This is a genomic window from Pseudomonas sp. WSY_20 (assembly GCF_043104335.1).
Taxonomy (GTDB): domain Bacteria; phylum Pseudomonadota; class Gammaproteobacteria; order Pseudomonadales; family Pseudomonadaceae; genus Aquipseudomonas; species Aquipseudomonas parafulva_B.
In genome coordinates this window covers 38519-61613 of the sequence record NZ_JBICKP010000009.1, presented here as the reverse complement: position 1 = coordinate 61613, position 23095 = coordinate 38519, and the positions used below count along the sequence as shown (strand labels likewise).

16 protein-coding genes and 1 pseudogene are annotated in these 23095 nt (G+C 60.0%); 6 read left to right on the top strand and 11 right to left on the bottom strand.

Features of this window, described 5'->3' with window-relative positions; all coding sequences use genetic code 11:
* Nucleotide 1 precedes the first annotated feature (1 nt).
* From tssH to tssB, 7 genes are all read right to left on the bottom strand, one after another.
* Nucleotides 2-2656, bottom strand: coding sequence for a type VI secretion system ATPase TssH (gene tssH, locus ACF8E5_RS01205; protein ID WP_392474789.1), 2655 nt, complete (start codon nucleotides 2654-2656; stop codon nucleotides 2-4).
* A 149-nt stretch (nucleotides 2657-2805) separates the two neighbouring features.
* On the bottom strand, nucleotides 2806-3309 hold the full coding sequence (locus ACF8E5_RS01200) for an Hcp family type VI secretion system effector (RefSeq protein ID WP_197844944.1): 504 nt from the start codon (nucleotides 3307-3309) through the stop codon (nucleotides 2806-2808).
* A gap of 16 nt (nucleotides 3310-3325) precedes the next feature.
* Nucleotides 3326-4987 (bottom strand): OmpA family protein, encoded by a 1662-nt coding sequence (locus tag ACF8E5_RS01195; RefSeq protein ID WP_392474788.1) that lies wholly within the window; start codon nucleotides 4985-4987, stop codon nucleotides 3326-3328.
* A 56-nt stretch (nucleotides 4988-5043) separates the two neighbouring features.
* A complete protein-coding gene (tssL, locus tag ACF8E5_RS01190; RefSeq protein ID WP_392474787.1) occupies nucleotides 5044-5724 on the bottom strand; it encodes a type VI secretion system protein TssL, short form in 681 nt (226 codons plus the stop codon).
* Nucleotides 5721-7076, bottom strand: a complete 1356-nt coding sequence (gene tssK / locus ACF8E5_RS01185; RefSeq protein WP_392474786.1) for a type VI secretion system baseplate subunit TssK — start codon at nucleotides 7074-7076, stop codon at nucleotides 5721-5723. Before tssK ends, tssL begins: the two co-directional genes overlap by 4 nt.
* A gap of 23 nt (nucleotides 7077-7099) precedes the next feature.
* Nucleotides 7100-8638 carry a type VI secretion system contractile sheath large subunit gene (tssC, locus tag ACF8E5_RS01180; protein WP_197844948.1) on the bottom strand — a complete coding sequence of 513 codons (1539 nt, stop codon included), beginning with the start codon at nucleotides 8636-8638 and terminating at the stop codon, nucleotides 7100-7102.
* Nucleotides 8639-8672: 34 nt separating this feature from the next.
* Nucleotides 8673-9176, bottom strand: coding sequence for a type VI secretion system contractile sheath small subunit (tssB, locus tag ACF8E5_RS01175; protein ID WP_100851429.1), 504 nt, complete (start codon nucleotides 9174-9176; stop codon nucleotides 8673-8675).
* Nucleotides 9177-9743: 567 nt separating this feature from the next.
* On the opposite strand from tssB, the pseudogene ACF8E5_RS01170 reads away from it, so the two are divergent.
* Nucleotides 9744-9898, top strand: a pseudogene (locus ACF8E5_RS01170) (IS256 family transposase); the annotation flags it as partial.
* Nucleotides 9899-10082: 184 nt separating this feature from the next.
* Here the strand turns inward: ACF8E5_RS01170 and ACF8E5_RS01165 are convergent.
* Both ACF8E5_RS01165 and ACF8E5_RS01160 read right to left on the bottom strand, forming a co-directional pair.
* A complete protein-coding gene (locus ACF8E5_RS01165; protein WP_392474785.1) occupies nucleotides 10083-11993 on the bottom strand; it encodes a hypothetical protein in 1911 nt (636 codons plus the stop codon).
* Between the two features lie 101 nt (nucleotides 11994-12094).
* Nucleotides 12095-12994: a helix-turn-helix domain-containing protein gene (locus ACF8E5_RS01160; protein ID WP_196125509.1), complete on the bottom strand. Its 900-nt coding sequence runs from the start codon at nucleotides 12992-12994 to the stop codon at nucleotides 12095-12097.
* A gap of 161 nt (nucleotides 12995-13155) precedes the next feature.
* Here ACF8E5_RS01160 and ACF8E5_RS01155 point away from each other — a divergent pair, with 161 nt between their 5' ends.
* The 4 genes from ACF8E5_RS01155 to ACF8E5_RS01140 all read left to right on the top strand — a co-directional run bounded on the left by ACF8E5_RS01155 (nucleotide 13156) and on the right by ACF8E5_RS01140 (nucleotide 19019).
* A complete protein-coding gene (locus ACF8E5_RS01155) occupies nucleotides 13156-14514 on the top strand; it encodes a glutamine synthetase family protein (RefSeq protein WP_058639236.1) in 1359 nt (452 codons plus the stop codon).
* Between the two features lie 67 nt (nucleotides 14515-14581).
* A complete protein-coding gene (locus ACF8E5_RS01150; protein WP_196121889.1) occupies nucleotides 14582-15670 on the top strand; it encodes a polyamine ABC transporter substrate-binding protein in 1089 nt (362 codons plus the stop codon).
* Nucleotides 15671-15683: 13 nt separating this feature from the next.
* The gene (locus ACF8E5_RS01145) at nucleotides 15684-16979 is read left to right on the top strand and encodes an NAD(P)/FAD-dependent oxidoreductase (RefSeq protein ID WP_392474784.1); all 1296 of its coding nucleotides are present in this window, start codon (nucleotides 15684-15686) and stop codon (nucleotides 16977-16979) included.
* 120 nt (nucleotides 16980-17099) lie between these two features.
* Nucleotides 17100-19019, top strand: coding sequence for an acyltransferase family protein (locus tag ACF8E5_RS01140; RefSeq protein ID WP_078478656.1), 1920 nt, complete (start codon nucleotides 17100-17102; stop codon nucleotides 19017-19019).
* Nucleotides 19020-19031: 12 nt separating this feature from the next.
* Here the strand turns inward: ACF8E5_RS01140 and ACF8E5_RS01135 are convergent, their stop codons facing one another.
* Complete coding sequence (locus ACF8E5_RS01135; RefSeq protein WP_326383425.1) at nucleotides 19032-20408, bottom strand: L-serine ammonia-lyase; 1377 nt, start codon at nucleotides 20406-20408, stop codon at nucleotides 19032-19034.
* A gap of 146 nt (nucleotides 20409-20554) precedes the next feature.
* Between ACF8E5_RS01135 and ACF8E5_RS01130 the strand changes: the two genes are divergently transcribed.
* A complete protein-coding gene (locus ACF8E5_RS01130) occupies nucleotides 20555-21508 on the top strand; it encodes a LysR substrate-binding domain-containing protein (protein WP_058639231.1) in 954 nt (317 codons plus the stop codon).
* A 32-nt stretch (nucleotides 21509-21540) separates the two neighbouring features.
* On the opposite strand, the gene ACF8E5_RS01125 is transcribed toward ACF8E5_RS01130, so the two are convergent.
* A complete protein-coding gene (locus tag ACF8E5_RS01125) occupies nucleotides 21541-22962 on the bottom strand; it encodes an undecaprenyl-phosphate glucose phosphotransferase (protein WP_196186525.1) in 1422 nt (473 codons plus the stop codon).
* Between the last annotated feature and the right edge of the window lie 133 nt (nucleotides 22963-23095).

Below are 23095 nucleotides of genomic sequence, written 5' to 3'. Positions count from 1 at the left end.
ATCAAGCCCTCTCGGTAGCCAGCAGCGCGGGATCGTGTTCATCCGCAAAGATCAAGCTGATGCCGGTGTCTTCGCAGTACCCAAGCGTCACGGCTTGTGTTGGCTGACCGAGGGCTTGGCGCTGCAGCAACTGCTGGCTGAGCACCGGCAGGATCTGCTGGTTGAGCAAGCTATCGATGTTGCGAGCGCCGGTATCTGGCAAGAGGCAGGCGGCGACCAGCGCCTCGTAGAGCGGGTCATCAACCTCACACCTCAAGCCGTAATGGCGCAGCAGGCGTTTGGCCACCTGGTCGAGCTTGATGGCGACTATGCCTTTGAGTGCATCGCCCCCCAGCGGGCGAAAGATCAAGGTCTGGAAGCGCGCCAACAGTGCAGGCTGGAAGTGCTCGCGTAGCACGGGACGCAGTAGTTCGTGCAGTGCCGCTTCCTCAATGTCTGGCTGCCGCTCGACACTGCCTTGCAGCAAGTCGCTGCCCAGATTGGAAGTCATCAAGATGACGGTGTTGCGAAAATCGATCTCCCTTCCTTCTCCATCACGCATGAGGCCGCGATCAAATACCTGATAGAACAGGTTGAGCACATCACGGTGGGCCTTCTCGACTTCATCCAGCAACACGACGCTATAGGGACGCTGGCGAACGGCTTCAGTGAGTACGCCGCCTTGGCCGTAGCCGACATAACCCGGCGGCGAACCCTTGAGTTGGCTGACGGTGTGCGCCTCCTGGTACTCAGACATGTTGAGCGTGATCAATGACTTCTCACCACCGAACAGACTGCTGGCCAATGCATGCGCCGTCTCTGTCTTGCCGATACCACTGGTCCCTACCAGTAGGAACACGCCCATCGGTGCTTTGTCGTCAGTGAGGCCCGTTCGGGCGGCGCGCAATCGTTGGGCAATTGCAAGTAGCGCGGCGTCTTGTCCAACAACACGCTCGGCCAACTGATCTTCCAGGTTCAACAAGCTGGCATGTTCATCCTTCAGCAAGCTGCCGAGAGGCACGCCCGTCCAGTCGGCGATCACTTCAGCCACACTGCGGGCGCATACGTCGAGTGACAGCAGTGGCCGACTGCCCTGCACGTAGTTGAGTTGCTCTTGTAGCCGAGCGCAGACAGTTGTATCGACCTGCTCGGCCTGGCGAGCCTCTAGCAGCTGATGGGTAAGATCGAGCTCTTGCTGGTATTGCAGCACCAACGCGGCTTGCTGACTCTCCAGCTGCACCAATTGGGCAGTGATCTTCGCCAAGTGAGATTCATCCGAATTACCGGTAAGCTGTGCGTCGTCTTCCAGCGCCATCCGCTCGGCGATCAGCGCTGACTGTTGCGACTTCAGCTGAACCAGTGCGTGAGGCTCACAATCCAGACTCATGCGAACGCGGGCGCAGGCGGTATCAACCAGATCAACGGCTTTGTCTGGCAGACGGCGCCCCGTCAGAAAGCGCCGGGACAAGCTGACCGCCGCCTGCACTGCGGCGTCTTGAACATGTACGCCGTGGTAGCTGGCATATCGCGCTTTGAGCCCTCGCAGCATCACACAGGCATTGGCATCATCTGGCTCATCGACCTTGATTATCTGGAAGCGACGCTCCAGCGCCGCATCGCGCTCGAAGTACTGCTTGTATTCACTCCAGGTGGTGGCAGCGATGGTGCGCAGCTCGCCACGCGCCAACGCCGGCTTCAGCAGATTCGCCGCGTCTGCGCCCCCAGCCTGGTTGCCAGCGCCGATCAAGGTGTGGGCTTCATCAATGAACAGCAGCACCGGAGTCTCTGACCGCTGAACAGCGTCGATCACATTTTTCAGTCGTTGCTCAAACTCGCCTTTGACCCCGGCACCCGCCTGGAGCAGCCCCAGGTCCAGCGTACGGATACACACCGGTTTCAGGCTATCGGGGACTTCGCCGCTGGCGATGCGTAAAGCCAGCCCCTCGACCAGCGCGGTTTTGCCAACACCTGGATCGCCTACCAGAATAGGGTTGTTCTTGCGCCGACGGCTCAGCACATCGATCACCTGACGGATCTCATCGTCGCGGCCGAACACCGGATCAATCTGCCCTGCTGCAGCCTTGGCAGTAACGTCATGGCTGAACTGATCCAAGATGGCGAGTAATGCCGAATCACCACCTGTGCCGCCCACAGCCTCAGACTCTCCTCGCACTTCTGGCTTGAACAATGAACTCTGCTCTGACTGACGTTCTTCCGAATCGAATTCAAGCAGCGCTTTCACCTGCTCCGATTGCGTAGGACCGATGCTCAATGCAGGCCAAGCGGCTGAACACTTAAGCAAGTTTGGCGCTTCAAACAGCGCCCCCAGCAAGTGAACGGATCGCAACTGCTCGCAGTCACGATCCAGCGATGCCAGCAACCAGCCATTGGTAATCAGCTGCTGCACTTCACCGCTCAGCTGAGGTTTGCTGAGAACGCTGCGCGGCAATGTGTTGAAGTGGTCAAGCAGTCCCTGCCAGATGGCATCCATATCCCACTCGTATCGGCGGGCGATGACCACGAGATCGCCCTCGCCTTGTTCAAACAGTTTCAACAGCCAGTGTTCAACGGTGATATGACTGTGCCCACGTGCCTGGCAAAGTGAAGCTGCTGCCGTGAGTGCCTGGGTACAATAGGCGTTCAGCCGGCGAAGCAGGCGTGTAGGATCGTGTGCCATACAGGGCATCCTTGTCGTCAATGATCGGCATGTCGCCACAAGTGCGAGCGCATCTGACTATCTGAGGTGTATTTGGCTGAACGCCCGCGCACGGACGCTCAACCCAAGACACTGGGAGCTGTCAACCAACTTGGGCTGAAAGCCAGGTTTTATCCAGCGGCAGCGGCGCTAGGGCGTTCATTCCAGGAATCCGAATGGATGATGTTTCCATCCTTGAAAGCCCAAGTGATCTTCTCGTAGCGCAACTCGACCAATTCCAAGTGATTGTGTTTCTCTTTCGCTGGATCTTTGACGTCGTGCATCTTTGGAGCAACTTTCACGACCTTGACATTTTCCAGTTTGGTGTTGAAATACTCCACCTCCTGCCCGGCATCATTGATTTTGTACCATTTGAATTCCGCTTCTTTGAGCGTCTGCCCGGTCGTCACGGCCTTGTAGAGATAAGGAGAAGAGGCGTCTATCTCTTTGGTGAAAACAAAAGGTGTATGGATACGCGTACCGGTTAATTTGCCGGTGTTGTTATCGGTTGGGATATACACATCATGATCTTGACCGACGACTTCAACACTGCCTTCGCGGCCTTTTACATCCACCGAGCCTTTGATATCGGCCCCGCCGTCGTCTTTCAGCCACAGATAAACAGGAATAGCCATTTAGAAGTTCCTCATTTCAAACGTTGGGCGTCGCGAAGTGCGACAGGGGTTGCAATCCCGAGGCCGTAGTCGAGGACTGACAAGCCCCCGCTTCCGGCACCAGGCGAATTTCAACTCGGCGATTGGCCGACCGTCCTTGTTCCGTGTCGTTGCTTGCAACGGGCTCACTCGCCCCCAAGCCTTGTACTGCGAAGCAGTTGCTGGGTATGTCACCCATGTGTTGAATCCAGTCGTGAACCGCAGCGGCGCGTGCTCGCGACAAGCGCAGGTTCTGTTCGTCACTGCCCGTCGCATCCGTGTGGCCTGTGATCACGATCAACCAGCCTGGCTGTGCCTTGATGCCCGCAAACGCATTCACCAGGAACTTGGTCGACTCTGGCTTCAACTGCGCGCTGCCACTGTTGAACAGCGATAAGCTGTCCAGGCGAACCGTGCGTGGCTTGTCAGGCACGCCTTGAGGCACGGTCGGCATGCGGTGGCCGTTGATCGCAGCCAGCAGTGAAGGACGTAATCTTTCGCCTTGATACAGCCCGAGACCAAGTGACCACGGCTCGCCCTGGCGGTAGTAGTGATCCAGGCGCTGCGCATCCTGGCGAAGCACCATCATTGCCTCCTGGCGCTGCGATACGTTGGCCGAATCGGGGCTCAGCGAAGCGGTGCTGTAACGCCGCAAATCATCGGTGACCTGACGTATCAGGAGCGTGTTTTGCCTCGCCGAGCTGATCAATGCGACGCACGCCGCTAGCACCAACAACCAGACCCCAATCACCACGGCCCTGCTACGCGGACTGTACGGAGCCCTGCCGGGCAGCAAATGAAGCAGTGCATCAGGAAAGGGTAACAACGCGCTTGCGTGATCAGCCCCATCACGAATGTAGGAAAGGCCGGTCCGCTGCTGTAGCCAACGGTGCCAAAGACTGCCGTCACGCGCCCCCTCAGTCCTGGGAACAAATGCAACCGCAAGGGTGAGCGCAGTTCCGATCTGCTGACGGGGATTTCCTAGGTCTATTTCCGGCATGCACGCTTCGTTCAGCCAACCGACGGCAGCGTTCAACTGCACCGTGGTGCGTAGTCGATCAGCCTGGTGCTCAGGATCTTTGCCCCTGCGCTGCCATTCGGACAGGCTCAGGCACTCACCCGCCTCTCGTACTCGCACACTCGATTCTTCAGCCTCCCAACTGAACCAGGGCGAAAGCCCAGTCGCACTCTGGAAATAGCTCACAATCAGCAGCGGAAGCGGTATACCTCGCTTGCGCAGTATTGCGAGCTGATGGCACAAGCTTCGAATCTGGTTCGCAAGCACTGCGCCGTCAGTATGGGCACTGGGGGTTACGACCCACATGACGCTGAGCTGCCCATCCCACTCTGGCCGCTCCAGCAAGAGTTCGGCTACGGTTGCGGGCACCTTCGAAAGGTCGGGCACTGGCACATAACACCCCTCCCCTGTTACTCGTGGAACCAACTGCTCGGCAGACGAGTCCTCAAACAGCTCAGCCAGGCAATCACCGACCACCAGAACAACGGGATGACGATACGATCCAGCAGGCAGGCTGACACCGCTGCGCTTACCGCTAGCACGTGATATGCGGCGCCAACCCACCGCCACCAACGCACTGACTAGCAGAGCCGCGATGGCTTGAACCCCCGCAGCCAGCGGCAAGGTGGCAATCAACAACAAGGACAGCGCACCGGCCCATAGCCAAAGCCCTTGTTTGTGTCTCTGCGGCATTACGCTCACTCCTGCACCGGCAAGAGTGAGGCCACCGCCTCACCTAACGCGCTATCAAGCCCCCACCAGGCGCCGACCAACAGGGCAGCGGCCATCACGATGTGAACCAGCGGACCGCGCAGCCATCCCCAGATCGGCATCCGTGGACCAGTGTCTAGCGGGATGACCAGTGACTGGCTTGTGACCAGAGGTGGCACCTTGACAGAGATGGCAGTCAACAACTGCTGCCGCTCCGGGTGATTGGCATCTCGATAGCGGCCGAGGAAGCCAAGCATCAGCACCCGCTGAAAGACCGTGAGTACGTGAGGGTGCACAGAAGCTTCGCGCAGCGCAGTGCGCATATCTTCGTAGAGCGACTCACCCGCCTGGTGACTGCTGAAGAACTTTGCCTGCAAGGTCTCCATCGCCCAGTCCTCATGGGCTCTGCCCTCGGCGCAAGCAAGTACCGTCTCGTCCAGAAGGGCACATTGCGCATGGCTGATCAGCTCGATACTACGGCGATCCAGGCCGCCCTCTTGAAGCGTGGCGCGCACATGTTCCACATCGGCAACGCAACGTGACCACAGCTCTGGACTGGGGTGCGCCTCGGTACCGTGTCGCAACTCGACCACCAACAGATAGGTATCCTGTAGCAGCGCGTCGATATCCACCGTGACTGCGGCGCTCTTTTGTGTCGCACGATTCATGAGCGCAGCACCGCAAACAGTTCGAGCTGGATATCCTGAAACACACTCGGGACATAGAGCGCACAGACCCCATGAGCCAACATCGCACGCCCTTTTGCATGACTGAGGTCGAGTGCGAAGTACTGATTCTCCAGCCGCAACGGTATTGCCGCCGGCACATGGCTCAAAGGTTTAAGAGGAACGCCATCGAGCGCCGCATTGACGAGATGGTCCACATCATCGGGGGAACCGACCTTACACAGCCGGGGGAACTGGCTTTGAATTTGAACGGCCGGCAGCCGGCAGCGAACCGAGAGATAGAAGTCAGCACCTTCTGGTTCAAGCAAGCGTGGATCGCTCAGGGAAACCTGCCAGCGGTTTGCGCTGCGTGCCTCCAGTGACAACGCCAGCACACGTGATGGCAGGCTCGCCTCCAGCAATGTAGAAAGGGTACGCATCAACGGCGGGAAAACCGCCTCAAGATCTGCGTGCTGGTAGGCAGGTATGTCCTCTATGTGCTGGTCTAACGAGAAGGTCAGCAGACCACCTGCGAACTTCACCAACTGCTGATACACCTGTTCCGGATGCCGACCAGGCTGCGCTTTCAGGTCAGCCAGCACTGGCTGATACGTGTTAAGCGCATTGAGCAACCAGAACAAGGTGACATCCGCAACAGCGAAATCCGCCATGCGCTCGTTGCTCTCCCGACGCATCCCCATCAACCGCTCTCGCTTGGCGCACAGCTGGGTCAGCAAGTTGTCGAGCTGAAGCAACAACCCGGCATGAGCATCAAACCTCAACAAGGGCGGGATGTAGGTATCATCAATTGCCCACCCATCCCGGCCATCACGCAGCAAACGAGCCACCGGGCAGGTCAAGTAATCGGCATTATCGTCGTCAGCCAGGCGCAAGCTCAGCGCCTGTTCGAGCACACTGATTGACTGCATTTCACCAGTGTAGAGATCCTTGGTATCACGCCATTTCTGGTGATACCTGACGGGCCGCTCGGCGCTGTTGCCCTCAAACAGGCAGTTGTTACCATGGGCCTGTTCCAGAGGCAAAGCGAGCACAACCGTGGTCTTCTGGATATCACCGGGCAATACCCGAGAGAGTTCCAGAGCACCGGGCAGTCGATCCAACCGATCGGTGTCAATCAAAGTACCGTCTGGCAGGCACAACTGAAGCCGAGTGGCCATCAGCTTGCCTAACCTCAGCGCCTCTGCATCAAACGCCACATGGCGGATGCCCCAGGGGTGAACCAGGGCCAGTGAAGCAATACTCTGATTTGTCCACGATTCAAAGCGGGCCTGCTGCTGAAATTGCTGCGCAGACAACACCACTCCAGACGCCCATAAAGGCCGATCGATCTTCACGTCATACACTCCTGCAACCGCAATCAAGATTTTGCTTTGGGCATCTGCGAAACCAAGGAGAGGTTGATGTCCATACCCTCAACCTGGAAATGCGGCACAGCAAATAACTTGACCCTGAAGAAGCCCGGGTTGTCATCAATGTCTTCGACAACCACTTTTGCTTGTCTCAGCGGGTGAGAGGCTTGCAGGTCATCGCCAGGATCGGTCATCTCGGTGACCAAGCCACTGACCCACCTATTGAGTTCCAATTCCAACAGGCGTCGGTCTTTGGTGGTGCCGATATTCTCCCGCTGGATCAGTTTCAAATAATGAGCAATACGTGAAAGCAAGAACACATACGGCAATCGTGAATTGATACGGCTATTGGCCGTGGCCTCCGCTGTGTCATAGATAGCCGGCTTGTGCGCTGAGTTGGCTGAGAAGAAACACGCGTAGTCACGATTCTTGTAATAGGAGAGCGGAATTAAGCCCAGATTGGCAAACTCAAACTCTCGGGTCTCCGGAATCATCACTTCCGAAGGGATCTTAACTTGACTACCCGTCCCCATGTCGTATAAATGGATCGGCAAGTTCTTGACAGCCCCACCGGACTGCGGCCCTCGTATCTGAACGCACCAGCCATTGGCGATAAAGCTTTTGACCATGTTGGCTGCAAATGCAAATGTCGAACTCACCCACAGGTATTTGCTGTGGTCCGGCCCCTTAACCTGCTCCACATAATTAAAAAGTCGCACCGGGTTCGTGTCAGGCCCATAAGGCAGGCGCCCCAACACACGGGGCATCGTCAGCCCCACGTATCGGGCGTCATCGCTTTGCGCAAAGGCATGCCATTTAATGTATTCAGCGCGCTCCATGTAGGTGCCGATATCCTTGATCGCAGCAACTTCCTCCATGGTATCCTTGCCGAAGAACGCCGGGCCAACCGAGCACAAGAAGGGCATGTGCGCCGCGGCTGCCACTTTCGAAACATTGCGCAACAGCGCGATATCTTGCGCCCCTCGTCCAAATTCGTAATTCGAAACCGCCGCCGCGATAGGCTCACCGCCAGGCGTATCGTATTCCTGAGTATAGGTATGCAGATACATTCCGCTTTGAGCGATCTCAGGCGCGTCCTCAAAGTCCTGCATCAAATGCTCTTTGCTGATATCCAGCAGCTCTATCCGAACGTTCTGACGAAAATCCGTTTGATCAATCAACGACTTCGCGCCACGCCAGATTGATTCGACCCGCTGAAAATCCGGATGATGCATGACCGCATCCAGCTGGCTGCTGATCTGAGCATCAATCGAGGCGATGTGCTCATCTAACAGAGCCCTGTCCAGTTTCTCCACCTTCGGAGAGACTTGCTTGAGGCGGTCCAGAAAAACGCTCACCGATGCAGTCACGCGCTCATTAGCTGTCGCTTCTGACAATGCATCGACACTTTGGAACACCTCGATACCGCCCATCTGACCAAGCGGCTCAAGATTTATTTTTTCAAACAGCGCGTGATAGACGCTCTGGCTCTCTTCCACCTGCACAGTGGCGCCACGCGATTGCGCAGAAAATTGTTCTTCGGACATTTATTAGCTTCCCGTCTGTCGAGATGATGGTTTTCTAGCGCTTGCTTTGCGGTGCAAGGGCAGCGAGTTCCTTAAGCAGCTCGTCACTTAGCGCTTCATCTTTGAGAATCCGCTCCAGTTCAGCTCGGAACGTTGCGTTGTCCAGAAGATTGGCCTTCAACTCACGCAGCAGGTTTCGCATCGCCAACAGTGCACGCAACTGCGGGATCTGCCGAGCAACCTGCTCTGGCTCGAAGTCCTTCATGCGCTGAAAACTCAGTTCGACCGGTGTCTCGCCGCCGTCGCCCGACAGCTTATCTTCAACAACAAGCTTGAGACTCGGAGAGAGGTCAGACAGCACACTGTCGAAATTATTTTTGTTGATATTGACTTTCGGCCGCTCTGACAGCGGACGCTGCTCCTTGCCGTTGCTGTAGTCCCCCATCAGCATGAGCTTCAGCGGAAGTTCCACCTTGCGCTGGGCGCCGCCTGTATGCAGATCTAGCTTGATATTGACTCGTGCCTTTGGCACCTCATTTTGAAAACTATTTGAAGCCATGCCGCCTCCTGCAAACCGGGATTCCTGGAGGGACCAGCGCTCTCTGAAAAGCGCCACCCAACCCCAACAAAACGGATCAAATATAATTGAGTGAATTTCGAGATAACGTTTGACCAGCAGCACTACCCGGAAGTGCTTCACTGACAAACATGATGCATATTTTCTTGCTGCGCTAGCCCCTTTTAAAAATAGGGAATGTTCCTACACCTCATGGCTTAAATGCCCACAACCTCCGAGCCGGCATGCCGAATCACCAAAGCTGCATTCAAAAAATGCAGCCCTAGCACTATCGATGAGCTGATCCATATCAATGAAATATCAACAGTGAAACGATTTCCTGTCATGCACTAGGCGAGTATTATTTTCATCCCATCACACTTAATCGGCAATTTCGTACAACCTGGGTGTCGGAAATTTTATGTTCGGGCATCACATTAGCGAGAGGTGCGTGTATATCAACCAAAACATATGCCTGCGTGACCTGTCCCAAATCTCTAAAGAGCTGCCAGAGCAGTTCGGTGATGCCTGACAGCTGCGGAAGCTATCGAGGATGCCCCCGGCGTTTGGGGTCATTTCCCGAACGATGAAGCAGCTACCCACCTGATCTGGCTGGGGCTGAGAAACTTCACGGGAAACTGGGGCTCAGCAGCGCACGCTTGGCAAGTGCGATGAATCAATTCGCAATTTTGTACGAGGATCGGTGCATCAGGCCAACCTGGTGAAAATCAGGGCCTGCCGGACGGCAGGCCGCTACCGGCCTGCACACAAAAACTGACGCTCCCCCGCGATGGGCCGCGCAGCGGCCCCGGCTTTATAACGCCTAGACTGGCCCCCTGCCCTACAAGGCCCCATACACCCATCACCGCAGATCACGCGTGCAGCACTGATCCCACGCTCCACCTGCCATCAGCCGCGCCCCTGATCCTTCACCCAATCGAGCATCCCACCTGGCACGATCAGCTCGTGCCGAGCCCTGGAACACGCCGTATACAACCCCGCCAGCAGCCGGGCGCGCTCGTTGCGGTTGCCTGGCACCTGTTGCGGCACCATCAGCTCTGGCGACACCATCACCCGCGCGAACTCCATGTTCCTGACGTCCCGTACCCGCCCCAGGAACAGCTTGGGCGCTTTGTCCCAGCGGTAGCGGCTCTTGGCCTTGGCAAAATGCTGCGAGGTATATCCCTTGCCCAGCATCGAAGCCACCGCGATGAACGCCTTGTCGTCCCCTTTGTGCTCGGCCAGCGCCTGCCAGCTGGCGTACCGGAACAGCATCGGGTGCCGCGGGCGTGTACCGTGGCGGTACAGCTCGATGCAGTCTTCGACAAACAGCTCGAAGTCCTTGCGTGCCCCGTGCAGCATCACGAACGCAACGCCAAGATGCGTCAGGCGCTGGAACCAACCGAACAGGCCCCATTCGTCCTCGACGATCAAGGCCGTGGGCTGCTGGGGCACGGTCACGCTGTCGAAGAAACTGACGCGTGTGTAATGCTCGGCACTGCCGCTGAACGCGGCCTGGATGGCAGCCGGATGCGCTTGAATCAACGGGTTGAGCACATTGTCCATGGCCGGCCCGACCCGCAATGAATGGTCGATGTAGCGTTGACGAATGAACCCACCATGATGGGCGCTAAGGCCATTGAGGTTCTGCAACTCGTCACCCAGCGCAATCACCGATTGTGGGCTACGGTCGAGCACCTCGAGCATGGGCGCTGACAATTCGTGGGCTTCGTCCACGATGACGTGGGTATATCGCGCATCGATCAGGTAGCCGGTCAGGGCAAGCAATTTGACCCGGTGATAATCGCGCAGCGGCAACTGAATATCCCTGGCCGGGGGGCGGATCAGCGCCTGCCAGTAAAGGCGCGCCGTTTCGAGCAGCACGTGCTGGTCCAGCGGCGTGATACCCGGTACGGACGACGGCAAATGGTGCAAGTCAATCTGCGCGTCGCCACTGTGGCAAAAGGCGCGCACCGCGCGTACGCACACGCCTACCACGTCGACGGCGGCCAGCGGCCCGACGTCGGGCAAGCCGAGCCAGCGCACGATCTGCGCCTCCTGCGGTCGCCAGGACTGCCGGGTGCGGTACGGGTCACGCAATCGCCAGCCGGTGCGGGTCAGGTCGCGGTTTAAAAGCTCATCGGCCAGTTGCCCGAATGTCATGGCCGTGTAGGCCTTTGCATCCTTTACCCGCGCCTGCAGCGCCCGCAGCTGCCCCTCGGTCAGGGCCAGCAGCAAGGTGCGCTGCGGATCGAGCAACCTGGCGAACTGATGAATCAGAAAGGTCTTGCCGGTGCCTGCAAAACCCTGCACAGCCACCGATTCGTCCACCCCGCTGAGAAACTCACGCAACAGACGGTTTTGCTGATCACTGAGCCTAAGATCGCTGGCCAGCGACGGCAGGTGTACGGCATGCAGGGGCGTGACGCGCTGCCGGTACAGATCGGCGAACTGGTAGTTCCACTGCCCCTGATCGTCCAGCAACTCGTCCGGCGCATGAGCAACCTCAGGCGACAACAGCGCAACACCATTTTCGCCCAGCATGCCCAGGCCCATGGCGAACACTTCGCGGTCGAATTGCTGCTGCACCTGCGCCTGAAAACGCCCGGGCGCTGCCTGCTCGACCTGCTGGGCAATGCGCAGCACCTCGGCGAAGCGACGCTCCTGGGCGTCGGCCGTGAGCGGCGTCCGTTGACTGGCCAGGCGCTGGACGAACAGCACGGCAGCCGCTTGCAGCACACTGGCCGAGGCAAGTGAATCGGCACAGGTGCCGGCGGCGAGGTTGTCGGCCTGGTCACTGGGCAAAGGCAGGTAGAACATCGGCACCTCAGGTGTTTATCAGGGCGGCACGATAGCAACTTTATTGCCCTGATGCAGGCACCAAGAACCCTTGGATCGTCATGCCGCAATTCGGGGACTACTCAACCCTTGGCGCGCCGCAGCGTGTCGCTGGGAAATTCTTTGAACAAATGCCTGTAACTGTTTGAAAACCTTCCTAAATGCCAGAATGACCACCGCATCGCTACTTCGGCCACCGTGCCGCTGGCCCCATTGAGCAGATCCCGCCGGGCGCCGTTCAGGCGTCTTAGCCGCAACCAGTGCGCAGGGGTCATCCCTGTGAAGGCCTTGAATGCCTGCTGCAACTGGCGCAGCGAAACGCCTGCAACGCTGGCCAGCTCGACCAGGTTCAGGGTCTGTTCGGGGCAATCGGCGGCCCAGTCACTGACACGGCGCATGATGGCCCTTGCCTCCCCCCGCTGCCCCAATGCCACGCCCTGCAGGCGCTGGCAGGCGTTATCCAGAATGAACAGGCAATCCTGCAGCAGTTGCTCGGCCAGGGCTTGCCCCTGCACACAGCCCTGTGACTGCCCCAGGTGGGTGAGCGTGGCGCTGAGCCAACTGCCGAACAGCGCCGTTTGCCCGCTGCCCAGCGGCACCATGAACAGGCCATCAAGGCGTTCGAGGTTAAGCCCATGGCTGAGCAGGAAGGCCTGCTCGAACACCACGGCCACTTCCTGGTAATGCTCGGGGGTGATCCAGATGTTGCGGGTATGCTCATTGAGCAGGTACAGGTTGTTCTCGCTTCGGTCGAAGCAGAAGGTCAGCGAGCCCGAAGGCGGTCGAAAGAATTGTTCCACCCGGGTGTTGAGCCGCTCTTCGTACACCTGCAGCCCGTCCAGTCCCAGACAGCGCAGCTCGCCGCTGAAATGACCCGGCGACATTTGCCGGTAGTGCTGCTGCCACCCAGGTGTGACGCGGATCTGCTCGGTAACATCGTGAGTGTGGTAAGCCTGGACCTGCAAGGCATCTGCGGTATTCACGCGACATCCTTTGTGCACTCTTATGGTGCATTCGACAGCGTAGAAAGTGGATAGATCGTAGCCGGGACTGCGACCAAGATAGTCGCCAGCGCGTCGACTGGGAAGCCAATGCCTGTTCACCTGTGATGCCGCGCACTCACCGATAACCTCAAGAGGTCCGTATGAACGCCCCCTTCGATCAGCTGTCCGCCTGGCTGAAAGAGCACCGCATCACCGAGGTCGAATGCGTCATCAGCGACTTGACCGGCATCGCCCGCGGCAAGATCGCCCCTACCGCCAAGTTCCTGCACGAACGGGGCATGCGCCTGCCCGAGAGCGTACTGTTGCAGACCGTCACCGGCGACTATGTCGACGATGACATCTATTACAGCCTGCTCGATGCGGCCGACATCGACATGATCTGCCGGCCTGACCCCAGTGCGGTGTACCAAATTCCCTGGGCCATCGAGCCGACCGCCATCGTGATCCATGACACTTTCGACAAACAGGGCAACCCGATCGAGCTGTCACCTAGAAACGTTCTCAAGAAAGTGCTGCAACTGTATGCCGATAAAGGCTGGCAACCCATCGTGGCCCCTGAGATGGAGTTCTACCTCACCCAGCGCTGCGAAGACCCGGACCTGCCATTGCAGGTGCCGCTGGGCCGCTCCGGGCGTGCCGAGAGTGGGCGCCAGTCGTTCTCCATTGACGCGGCCAACGAGTTCGACCCCTTGTTCGAGGACGTCTACGACTGGTGCGAACTGCAGGGGCTGGACCTGGACACCCTGATCCATGAAGACGGCCCTGCGCAGATGGAGATCAATTTCCGCCACGGTGACGCGCTTGACCTGGCCGACCAGATCACAGTGTTCAAGCGCACCATGCGCGAAGCGGCCCTCAAGCACAACGTGGCGGCCACGTTCATGGCCAAGCCCATCACCGATGAACCCGGCAGTGCCATGCACCTGCACCAAAGCGTGCTCGACGTGGCCACCGGCAAGCCGGTGTTCGCCAACGATGACGGGACCATGAGCCAGTTGTTCCTGCACCACATCGGCGGTCTGCAACGGTACATACCCAAGTTGTTGCCGATGTTCGCTCCCAACGTCAACTCGTTCCGCCGGTTCCTGCCGGACACCTCCGCCCCGGTCAACGTCGAGTGGGGCGAAGAGAACCGCACCGCAGGCCTGCGCGTTCCCACGTCCACGCCCGAGTCGATGCGGGTGGAAAACCGCTTGCCGGGCGCAGACGCCAACCCTTACCTGGCCATCGCCGCCAGTCTGCTGTGCGGCTATCTGGGCATGGTCGAGCAGATCGACCCCAGCGCGCCGGTCCAGGGCCGGGCTTACGAACGGCGCAACCTGCGCTTGCCGATCACCATCGAGGATGCGCTGCAGCACATGGAAGACTGCCAGACCGTTCAACAGTACCTGGGCAAGTCATTCGTGCAGGGCTACGTGGCGGTCAAGCGGGCCGAGCATGAGAACTACAAGCGCGTCATCAGCTCATGGGAGCGCGAGTTCCTGATGCTGAGCGTCTGATCCTGCAAGGGCCGCAACGCGGCCCCTTAGCACCGCACACCCACAACAATGCCAACGAGGTGTCGTCATGCATTACCTGAAAGCCCTGATCCCTTCTGCATTCACCCTGTTGTTCGCGGCCACCAGCCAGGCAGCGCCGACGGTCAGCGTTTACAACTGGACCGACTATATCGGTGACACGACGCTGGCGGACTTTCAGGCCAGCACCGGTATCAAGGTGGTGTACGACGTGTTCGACTCCAATGAGACCCTCGAAGGCAAGCTGCTGGCAGGTCGCACCGGCTATGACGTGGTGGTGCCGTCCAACCACTTCCTGGCACGCCAGGCTCAGGCCGGCGCCTTCCTGCCGCTCGATCGCAGCAAGCTGACCAACTGGCAGCACCTGGACCCCAAGCTGCTCAAGTTGCTGGAGCAGAACGATCCCGGTAACCGCTATGCAGTGCCCTACCTATGGGGGACCAACGGCATCGGCTACAACGTGGACAAGGTCAAGGCAGCCTTGGGCATCGATCGGGTGGACTCCTGGGCGGTGCTGTTCGAGCCCGAAAACCTCAAGAAACTCAAGCAGTGCGGCGTGGCCTTCATGGACTCGCCCGATGAGCTGTTCCCGGCCATGCTCAACTACCTGGGCATGGACCCGCGCAGCGAGAACACAGCGGACTATCCCAAGGCCGAGGCGCGCCTGCTGGCCCTGCGGCCCTATATCACCTACTTCCATTCCTCCAAGTACGTCTCGGACCTGGCCAACGGCAATATTTGCATCGCCTTTGGCTATTCGGGCGACGTGTTCCAGGCTGCCAACCGCGCGGCAGAGGCCAACAATGGTGTGAAGATCGCCTACAGCATTCCCAAGGAGGGCAGCAACCTGTGGTTCGACCTGCTGGCCATCCCCAAGGATGCCAACAACCCCGAGCAGGCCCTGGCCTTCATCAACTACCTGCTCGACCCACAGGTGATCGCCAAGGTCAGTGCGACGGTGGGTTATGCCAATGCCAACCCCGATGCCAAGGCATTCATGGACCCGGCGTTGGTGAACAACCCCGAGGTCTATCCACCCCAGCAGGTGCTGGACAAGTTGTACATCTCCACGACACAAAGCCCGAAGATCATGCGCCTGATGACGCGCGCCTGGACCAAGATCAAGTCCAATCGCTGAGTGAGCCTTACCCATGCCTTTATCTGCCGAACATGCCGCGTCCTACTATGCGGCCACTGCCCGTGACACAACCCGCTATCCGTACCTCGACGGCGAAATCGATGCCGATGTGTGCGTCGTCGGCGGCGGCCTGACAGGGGTCAACACCGCACTGGAACTCGCCGAGCGCGGCCTGTCGGTGGTGCTGCTCGAAGGCCGGCGCGTGGGTTGGGGTGCCAGCGGGCGCAATGGCGGCCAGCTGATCCGTGGCATCGGCCATGATGTCAACGGCTTCGCTCGGTACGTGGGCGAGGACGGCGTGAGGTATCTGAAGCAGGCAGGCATCGACTCGGTGACCTTGGTGGCTGAGCGCATCGCCCGCCACGGCATAGCATGCGACCTGCGCTGGGGCTTCTGCGAGCTGGCCAATACCCCCGCCCAGTTCGCTGCCTTTGCCGCCGAGCAGCAGGAGCTGGCGGCCTTGGGCTACCAGCCTCACACCTACCGGGTGCCGGCAGAGCGCCTGCGCGAAGTGGTTGGCAGCGACCGTTATGCAGGCGGCATGGTGGACATGGGCTCAGGGCACCTGCACCCATTGGATCTGGTGCAGGGCGAAGCCCGAGCGGCGCAGTCCCTGGGGGTGCAGATCTTTGAACAGAGCCCGGTGCTGCGCATTGACCATGGCTCCACCGTAACGGTGCACACCGCGCACGGCAAGGTACGCGCTGCCAGCCTGGTACTGGGTTGCAATGCCCACCTTGAGGGCCTGGAGCCCAGGCTCAGCGGCAAGGTGCTGCCAGCGGGCAGCTACGTGGTCGTGACCGAGCCACTGGAGGAAACGGTCGCAATGTCGCTCATTCCCCAAGACATGGCCCTGTGTGACCAGAAAGTGGGGCTGGATTACTATCGCCTGACCGTCGACCGGCGCTTGCTGTTCGGCGGTGCCTGCCACTACTCCGGGCGCGATCCCCGCGATATCGCCGCGTACATGCGGCCCAAGGTGCAGCGGGTGTTCCCGCAGTTGGGCGAAGTGCGCATCGACTATCAATGGGGCGGCATGATCGGCATCACGGCCAACCGCTTCCCACAGGTCGGGCGACTGCGTGATCACCCCAACGTCTACTATGCCCAGGGTTATTCGGGCCATGGGCTGAACGTCACACACTGGACGGCCAGGCTGCTTGCCCAGAGCATCGCGCTGGGGCAAAGCAAGGGGCTGGATGTGTTCAGCGCCGTGCCCCACCTCACGTTCCCCGGCGGCAGAGCGCTGCGCTCGCCCCTGCTGGCCCTTGGCATGTTGTGGTACCGGCTGCGCGAGGCCCTGGGGTGAAGACGTTCAGGTACAGGCCATGGGCCATGTGGTAGTCTGCGCCCCTCGAAATGCATGGTCGCGCCGACCATGCCAAAAGGAAGCGGGCCACCCGGCCCAGGCCAGATCAGGACCCCTCCCATGCTGTTTCACAAGAACATCAACGCCCTGCGGGCGTTGGCCGTCATATCGGTCGTGCTGTACCACTTCAAGATCCCGGGGTTCTCGGCCGGGTTTCTCGGCGTAGATGTGTTCTTCGTGATTTCGGGCTACCTGATGACCCGGATCATCGTGAGCGGCCTGGACAAGCAGCAGTTCTCGCTGATCGGTTTCTACGCGGCCAGGGCCAGGCGAATCATTCCGGCCCTGCTGGGGTTGTGCATCGCCCTGGCCGTGTTCGGGTATTTCTTCCTGGCGACGGACGACTACCGGGAATTGCTGCGCACCAGCAAGGAAAGCCTGCTGTTCACGTCCAACCATTATTTCGCCCGTGACGGCAGTTATTTCGACGCACCGCTTCAGGAAAACTGGCTGCTGCACACCTGGTCGCTGTCGGTGGAGTGGCAGTTCTACTTGATCTATCCCGTGATCGTGATGGGCCTGCACAACGTGTGCGCACCGCCTACCTTCAAGCGGCTTGTGTTGGCGCTTGGTGCCGCCTCGCTGGTATTCTCGGCGCTCTACAGCCCAGGCCATCCGGTCGCATCGTTCTTCCTGCTGCCTACCCGAGCCTGGGAAATGCTCGCCGGTGCTCTGGTGTTCCTGTATCCGCTCGCGCTTTCGCCCAGGGCAGCGGCACTGTGCGAAGCCTTGGGCCTTGCACTGATTGCAGGCGCCCTGGCACTGCTGCCCCACGACGCTACCTGGCCGGGTTACCTGGCCCTGATACCGGTGATCGGCACCCTGCTGGTGATCCACGCCAATGCCAACAGCCTGTTCGCACGCAACCGGGCACTGGCATTTCTGGGCAAGACGTCTTATTCGATCTACCTCTGGCATTGGCCATTGGTGGTGTTGCTCTATACCTGCGGGCTGCTGCAAGACTGGCGCGCGGTGACCTGTGCGGTGCTGTTGTCGGTTGCGCTGGGCGCGGCGTCCTATGGGTTGATCGAAAGCAGGACACGCGCCCTCAAGCGCCCGGTACTGGGCCTTGCCCGTTACGCAGGCATGGGCCTGGTGTGGGTGGCGGCGGCAGGGGCCGTGGCCTCGGCAATCAAGCACAACCCGCAACTGCGCTGGGCCCACGATGACGGCAAGCCGGAGTACGACAGCAAGCTGTACGCACAGCACTGCGACACCAACCCGTACGGGGCCGCACAGTGCGTATTGGGCACCGGCGATATCTCGGCCCTTCTGCTGGGCGACAGCCATGCCCAATCCACCGCTGCGGCCTTGATGCTGGAAAACCCCGGCGCGGCGATGGGCTGGGCACGGGCCGGCTGCCCTACCCTGATCGACTTCGAAATGGGCGACAAGGACGTCGAGCAGCACTGCAAAGCCTTCAACGCCGACAAGTTCGCCCAACTGGCCACGGACTACCCTGGCGTACCCTTGTTCTTGTTCAGCCGCGCAGCGCTGTATACCGACCAGCGCCGGCACAGTGGCTACAGCGTCTACTTCAACGGCGACAAGCACCAAAGCGGCCCGCAATTCGAGCAGCAGTTCATCCAGACCTACACCCAAACGGTGTGCATGCTGGCACAAAATCGCCCGGTGTACATCGTCAAGCCGGTGCCGGAAATGCCGTTCAGTGTCTACAAGGGCCTGACCCTGCAGCACCGGCTTCTGGGCATGAACAGCGACATCGTCACGCCTGTGAGCGATTACCAGGCCCGCAACCGCCTGGCCCTGGAAGCCATCGAGACGGCGGCCGAACGCTGCCACGCAGGTATCGTTGACCCGGTGCCCTACCTCTGCCCGGACGGCAAGTGCATGGGTTCAAAGGACGGCAGGCCGCTGTACTTCGATGACAACCACTTGATTGACGCGGGCAACGAACAACTCAAGGGCCTGTTCAAACAGGCCATGCACAGCAGCCCGGGTTCGACTGCCCTGCGCTGAAGCGCAGGGTGCTCAACACTCCACGAACGCAACGGCCAGGCCGCCGCGAGAAGTTTCCTTGTAGTTGGCGTGCATGTCCGCACCGGTGTCGCGCATGGTGCGGATGACGCGGTCCAGGGAAATGAAGTGTTCCCCGTCACCGCGCAGCGCCATCTGCACAGCGTTGATCGCCTTGACCGCGGCGATGGCATTGCGCTCGATGCAGGGCACCTGAACGAGGCCGCCGACCGGGTCACAGGTCAGGCCCAGGTTGTGCTCCAGCGCAATTTCAGCGGCATTTTCCAACTGCGGGGGCGTAGCGCCCAGCAGCTGTGCCAGGCCGGCGGCTGCCATCGAGCACGCTGAGCCCACCTCGCCCTGGCAGCCCACCTCGGCGCCGGAAATTGACGCATTCTTCTTGCACAAGATGCCCACGGCCGCAGCCGCCAGGAGGAAATCCACCACGTCGTCATCGCAGGCGCCGGGGTTGAATTTCATGAAGTAGTGCAACACGGCCGGGATGATGCCGGCCGCGCCATTGGTGGGTGCGGTGACCATGCGCCCACCGGCGGCATTCTCTTCATTGACCGCCAAGGCGAACAGGTTGACCCACTCCATGGCGCTCAAGGTAGAGCCGATGACATTGGGCTTGCCCAGCTCCTGCAAGCTGCGATGCAGCTTGGCCGCCCGGCGCTTGACCTGCAAGCCGCCCGGCAATACGCCCTCGTTGCGCAGCCCATTGTCGACGCACTCGCGCATGGCCGCCCAGATGCGCAACAGCCCGTCGCGCACCTGCGCCTTGGGCCGCCACGCGCATTCGTTAGCCATCATCAACTGCGCAACGCTCAGGCCATGCTGGCTACACAGCGCCAGCAGCTCGGCTGCGCTGTCGAACTCGTAAGGCAGCGTGACGGTTGGCGACAGGCCCACCGGCGCGGTCAGCTCGGCCTCCTCGACAATGAACCCGCCGCCTACCGAATAGTAGGTCTGGTGCAGCAGGCTGGCATGCTGGTCGAACGCCTCCAGGCGCATGGCGTTGGGGTGATAGGGCAGGTTTTCATCGAGCAGCAGCAGGTCGCGGGCGTAGTCGAACGCCACAGGATGGCTGCCGTCGAGCATCAGGCAATGCTCTTGCAACACTTGGCCGATGCGCGCATCGATGCTGGCAGGGTCGATGCGGTCTGGCCATTGTCCCATCAGGCCCAGCAGGCAGGCTCGATCAGTGGCATGGCCCACGCCAGTGGCCGACAGCGAACCATACAGGCGTACTTCGACACGCTGGGTGCTGTTGAGCAAGCCTTGCTCGCGCAGCGCTTGGGCAAACGTGGCGGCGGCGCGCATGGGGCCGACCGTATGCGAACTGGATGGGCCAATACCGATTTTGAAAAGGTCGAAAACACTGATAGCCATGCTAATACCTGACGGGCGGTTGCTGCTGCCAAAACGCCCAATACTTGAAAACCTCAGGCGCACAGGCCCGTTTCGCGAGATACTGCGCCCCTGTGCTACAAATGACCAACGAAACTTCCTAAGCCAGCCTTTAGCAGGACTAAACCATGAGACGCCAACTGACAGGGCAATCCTTCGTCTGGCTGCACGTGTTCGCCTGTGCCGCCCGTCACCTGTCGTTCACCCGCTGCGCCGAGGAGCTGCATATCACCCCCGGGGCCGTAAGCCAGCAGATGCGCCAACTGGAGGAGCGCCTGGGTTATCGGCTGTTCCTGCGCCGCGCCCGTGGCGTGGAACTGAGCGCCGAAGGCCAGCGCCTGGCTCAGACGGTGGCGGACGCCTATGGCAGCATCGAGGCAGAACTGGTGCGCCTGGATGCAGGTGAAATACGCGGCACCGTACGGGTGCGCTCGATCCCCTCGTTCCTGGCCAAGTGGCTGACCCCGCGGCTGTCACGTTTCCAGCAACGCTACCCCGACATCGAGCTGCGGCTGGTGGCCGAGGACAGCGCACAGGCCCTGACGCCTGGGGATTTTGACCTGGCGATCGACCTCAACGACGGCAGCTACCCCGGTATGCTGTCGACGCCGCTTCTGGCCGAGCAGATCTTCCCGGTCTGCTCCCCAGCCCTGCTGCGTGGGCGTCCCCCGCTGCACGGGCCAGCGGACTTGGTGCACTACCCGTTGCTGCACGACATCACGGCCTGGCGAGGCAGCTCGGAATATGCCGAATGGGAGTTCTACCTGGAAGGCATCGGTGCGCCTGCGCAAGCCGTACGGCGTGGCCACACCTTCAACCGCAACCACCTGACCATCGAGGCGGCCATTGCGGGCCTTGGCGTGGCCATTGCCCGGCGTACCCTGCTCAACGACGAACTGGAGCGTGGCGCGCTGATCGTGCCATTCGGGGTCGCCATCCCCAACCACAAGCGCTACGTGGTGCACTACCCGCCTGGCGGGTTGAACCAGCCCGGCGCACGTGCGGTACACGACTGGCTGGTGGCAGAAGCGCAGGCGTTTCGAGAATTGCATCCCCTGACTGGCGCACCGCAAGATCTGTAGCGCAAAACACCCAGCCTGTCTGGCTTGGGTCGCTAGTACGCCTGCTTGCCGGTGAAGGCGTTTAGGGTGCGCACCAGGATCACGAAATCCAGCCACAGGGACCAGTTGTTGATGTACTCGATGTCCGAATCGACACGCTGGATCATCTGCTCGATGTCCTTAGTTTCACCCCTGAAGCCCCGCACCTGGGCAAGGCCGGTCATGCCTGGCTTGATGTTGTGGCGCGCGAAATAGTCGACGATGTCCTGGGAGTACAAGGTGTCATGCTGCAATGCATGGGGCCTGGGGCCAACCAATGACATCTCGCCCGTCAGTACATTGAACAACTGCGGCAGCTCATCGAGGCTAGTGCGCCGGATGAAGGCGCCGACCCGGGTCAGGCGCGGGTCGTTTTTCTGTGCCTGCTTGATCTGCCCGGCTTCGGGCTGGTGAACATGCATGCTGCGAAATTTCCAGATCCGAAACGATTCCCCGGTCCAGCCCGTGCGTTCCTGGCGAAAGAACACCGGGCCTGGGCTGTCGAGCTTGATCGCCAGGGCCACAGCCAGCAACACCGGCGATGCACACAGCAGAATCAGTGCCGCCAGGACACGATCCTCGAGGTTCTTCAGGAACAGGCTCATGCCGGTCAACGGGGTTTCAGACAGGGTCAGGACAGGAATACCGGCGATTTCGCGCACGCTATGGTTGATCAGGCGCAGGGAGAAAATGTCGGGCACCCAGTTCACTGCGATGCACTTGTCGAGCAGTTTGAAATAGACGTCGCTGATGACTTGCGAGCCTCCCAGTGGCGTCACCAGGTAGACCGTGCGGATGCCATGCTGGGCGACGATGCCGTCCAAATCGCTGATATGCCCCAGCACCGGCAGGCGCTGCTTGCCGTGCTCGACGTCGTCGCCGTGCGGCGCGGCTTTTGCGGTCAACACGCAGCCTACCACCCGTTCCCCGAACCAGGGGTTGCTGCTGATTTTCTGATAGAGGAAATTAGCCAGGTCACCGTCGCCGATGATCAGGGCGTTCTCAAGGCGAGCGTGGGCGGTAAAGCGTTTTTGCAGTTCACGCACGGCAACATGCAGAAACAGCTGGGCGATGTAGCCGATGACGAACAATTCCACCACTAACAGCCGTGAATAGGTTTCGCTCTGCTTGGTCAGAAAGGCCATGACCACCAGAAAGCAGAACGTTGCCGACCATGCCTTGAACAGCCGGAACGCCTTGATCGACAGCCCGACGTTGGTGCGATAGATGGCGTAGTGATCGTAAATGACCGCCAGCGCTCCGATCAGCAACAGCAGCATGATGACGTAGTCGGACGTGATGTAGCCGAACTGGTCATAGATCAGGTACCAGGCAATGCCGGTCACCGCCACGCCATCCAGACCGGCTTGCACGGCGTTGCTGACGCTGCTTCTGCGCTGAAGCAAAGACCGGCTGCTTCGGGGTTCGAACACCATTTCAGACCTCATCGATGGGTACATGGCCAGGGCCTGTAATCGCCCTTTGATACTGAAGGACAGCGTTGGCGAAACCGGTACAGCAGCAGGCGCGCGCGGGTGTCTGTAGCGGTGATATCACTGTAGCAGCCCG

Coding starts and splice junctions, on each gene's coding strand:
- tssH (WP_392474789.1), bottom strand. CDS start 2,656: ATGGCACACGATCCTACACGCCTGCTTCGCCGGCTGAACGCCTATTGT.
- ACF8E5_RS01200 (WP_197844944.1), bottom strand. CDS start 3,309: ATGGCTATTCCTGTTTATCTGTGGCTGAAAGACGACGGCGGGGCCGAT.
- tssL (WP_392474787.1), bottom strand. CDS start 5,724: ATGAATCGTGCGACACAAAAGAGCGCCGCAGTCACGGTGGATATCGAC.
- tssC (WP_197844948.1), bottom strand. CDS start 8,638: ATGTCCGAAGAACAATTTTCTGCGCAATCGCGTGGCGCCACTGTGCAG.
- tssB (WP_100851429.1), bottom strand. CDS start 9,176: ATGGCTTCAAATAGTTTTCAAAATGAGGTGCCAAAGGCACGAGTCAAT.
- ACF8E5_RS01165 (WP_392474785.1), bottom strand. CDS start 11,993: ATGTTCTACCTGCCTTTGCCCAGTGACCAGGCCGACAACCTCGCCGCC.
- ACF8E5_RS01155 (WP_058639236.1), top strand. CDS start 13,156: ATGAACGCCCCCTTCGATCAGCTGTCCGCCTGGCTGAAAGAGCACCGC.
- ACF8E5_RS01150 (WP_196121889.1), top strand. CDS start 14,582: ATGCATTACCTGAAAGCCCTGATCCCTTCTGCATTCACCCTGTTGTTC.
- ACF8E5_RS01145 (WP_392474784.1), top strand. CDS start 15,684: ATGCCTTTATCTGCCGAACATGCCGCGTCCTACTATGCGGCCACTGCC.
- ACF8E5_RS01140 (WP_078478656.1), top strand. CDS start 17,100: ATGCTGTTTCACAAGAACATCAACGCCCTGCGGGCGTTGGCCGTCATA.
- ACF8E5_RS01135 (WP_326383425.1), bottom strand. CDS start 20,408: ATGGCTATCAGTGTTTTCGACCTTTTCAAAATCGGTATTGGCCCATCC.
- ACF8E5_RS01130 (WP_058639231.1), top strand. CDS start 20,555: ATGAGACGCCAACTGACAGGGCAATCCTTCGTCTGGCTGCACGTGTTC.
- ACF8E5_RS01125 (WP_196186525.1), bottom strand. CDS start 22,962: ATGGTGTTCGAACCCCGAAGCAGCCGGTCTTTGCTTCAGCGCAGAAGC.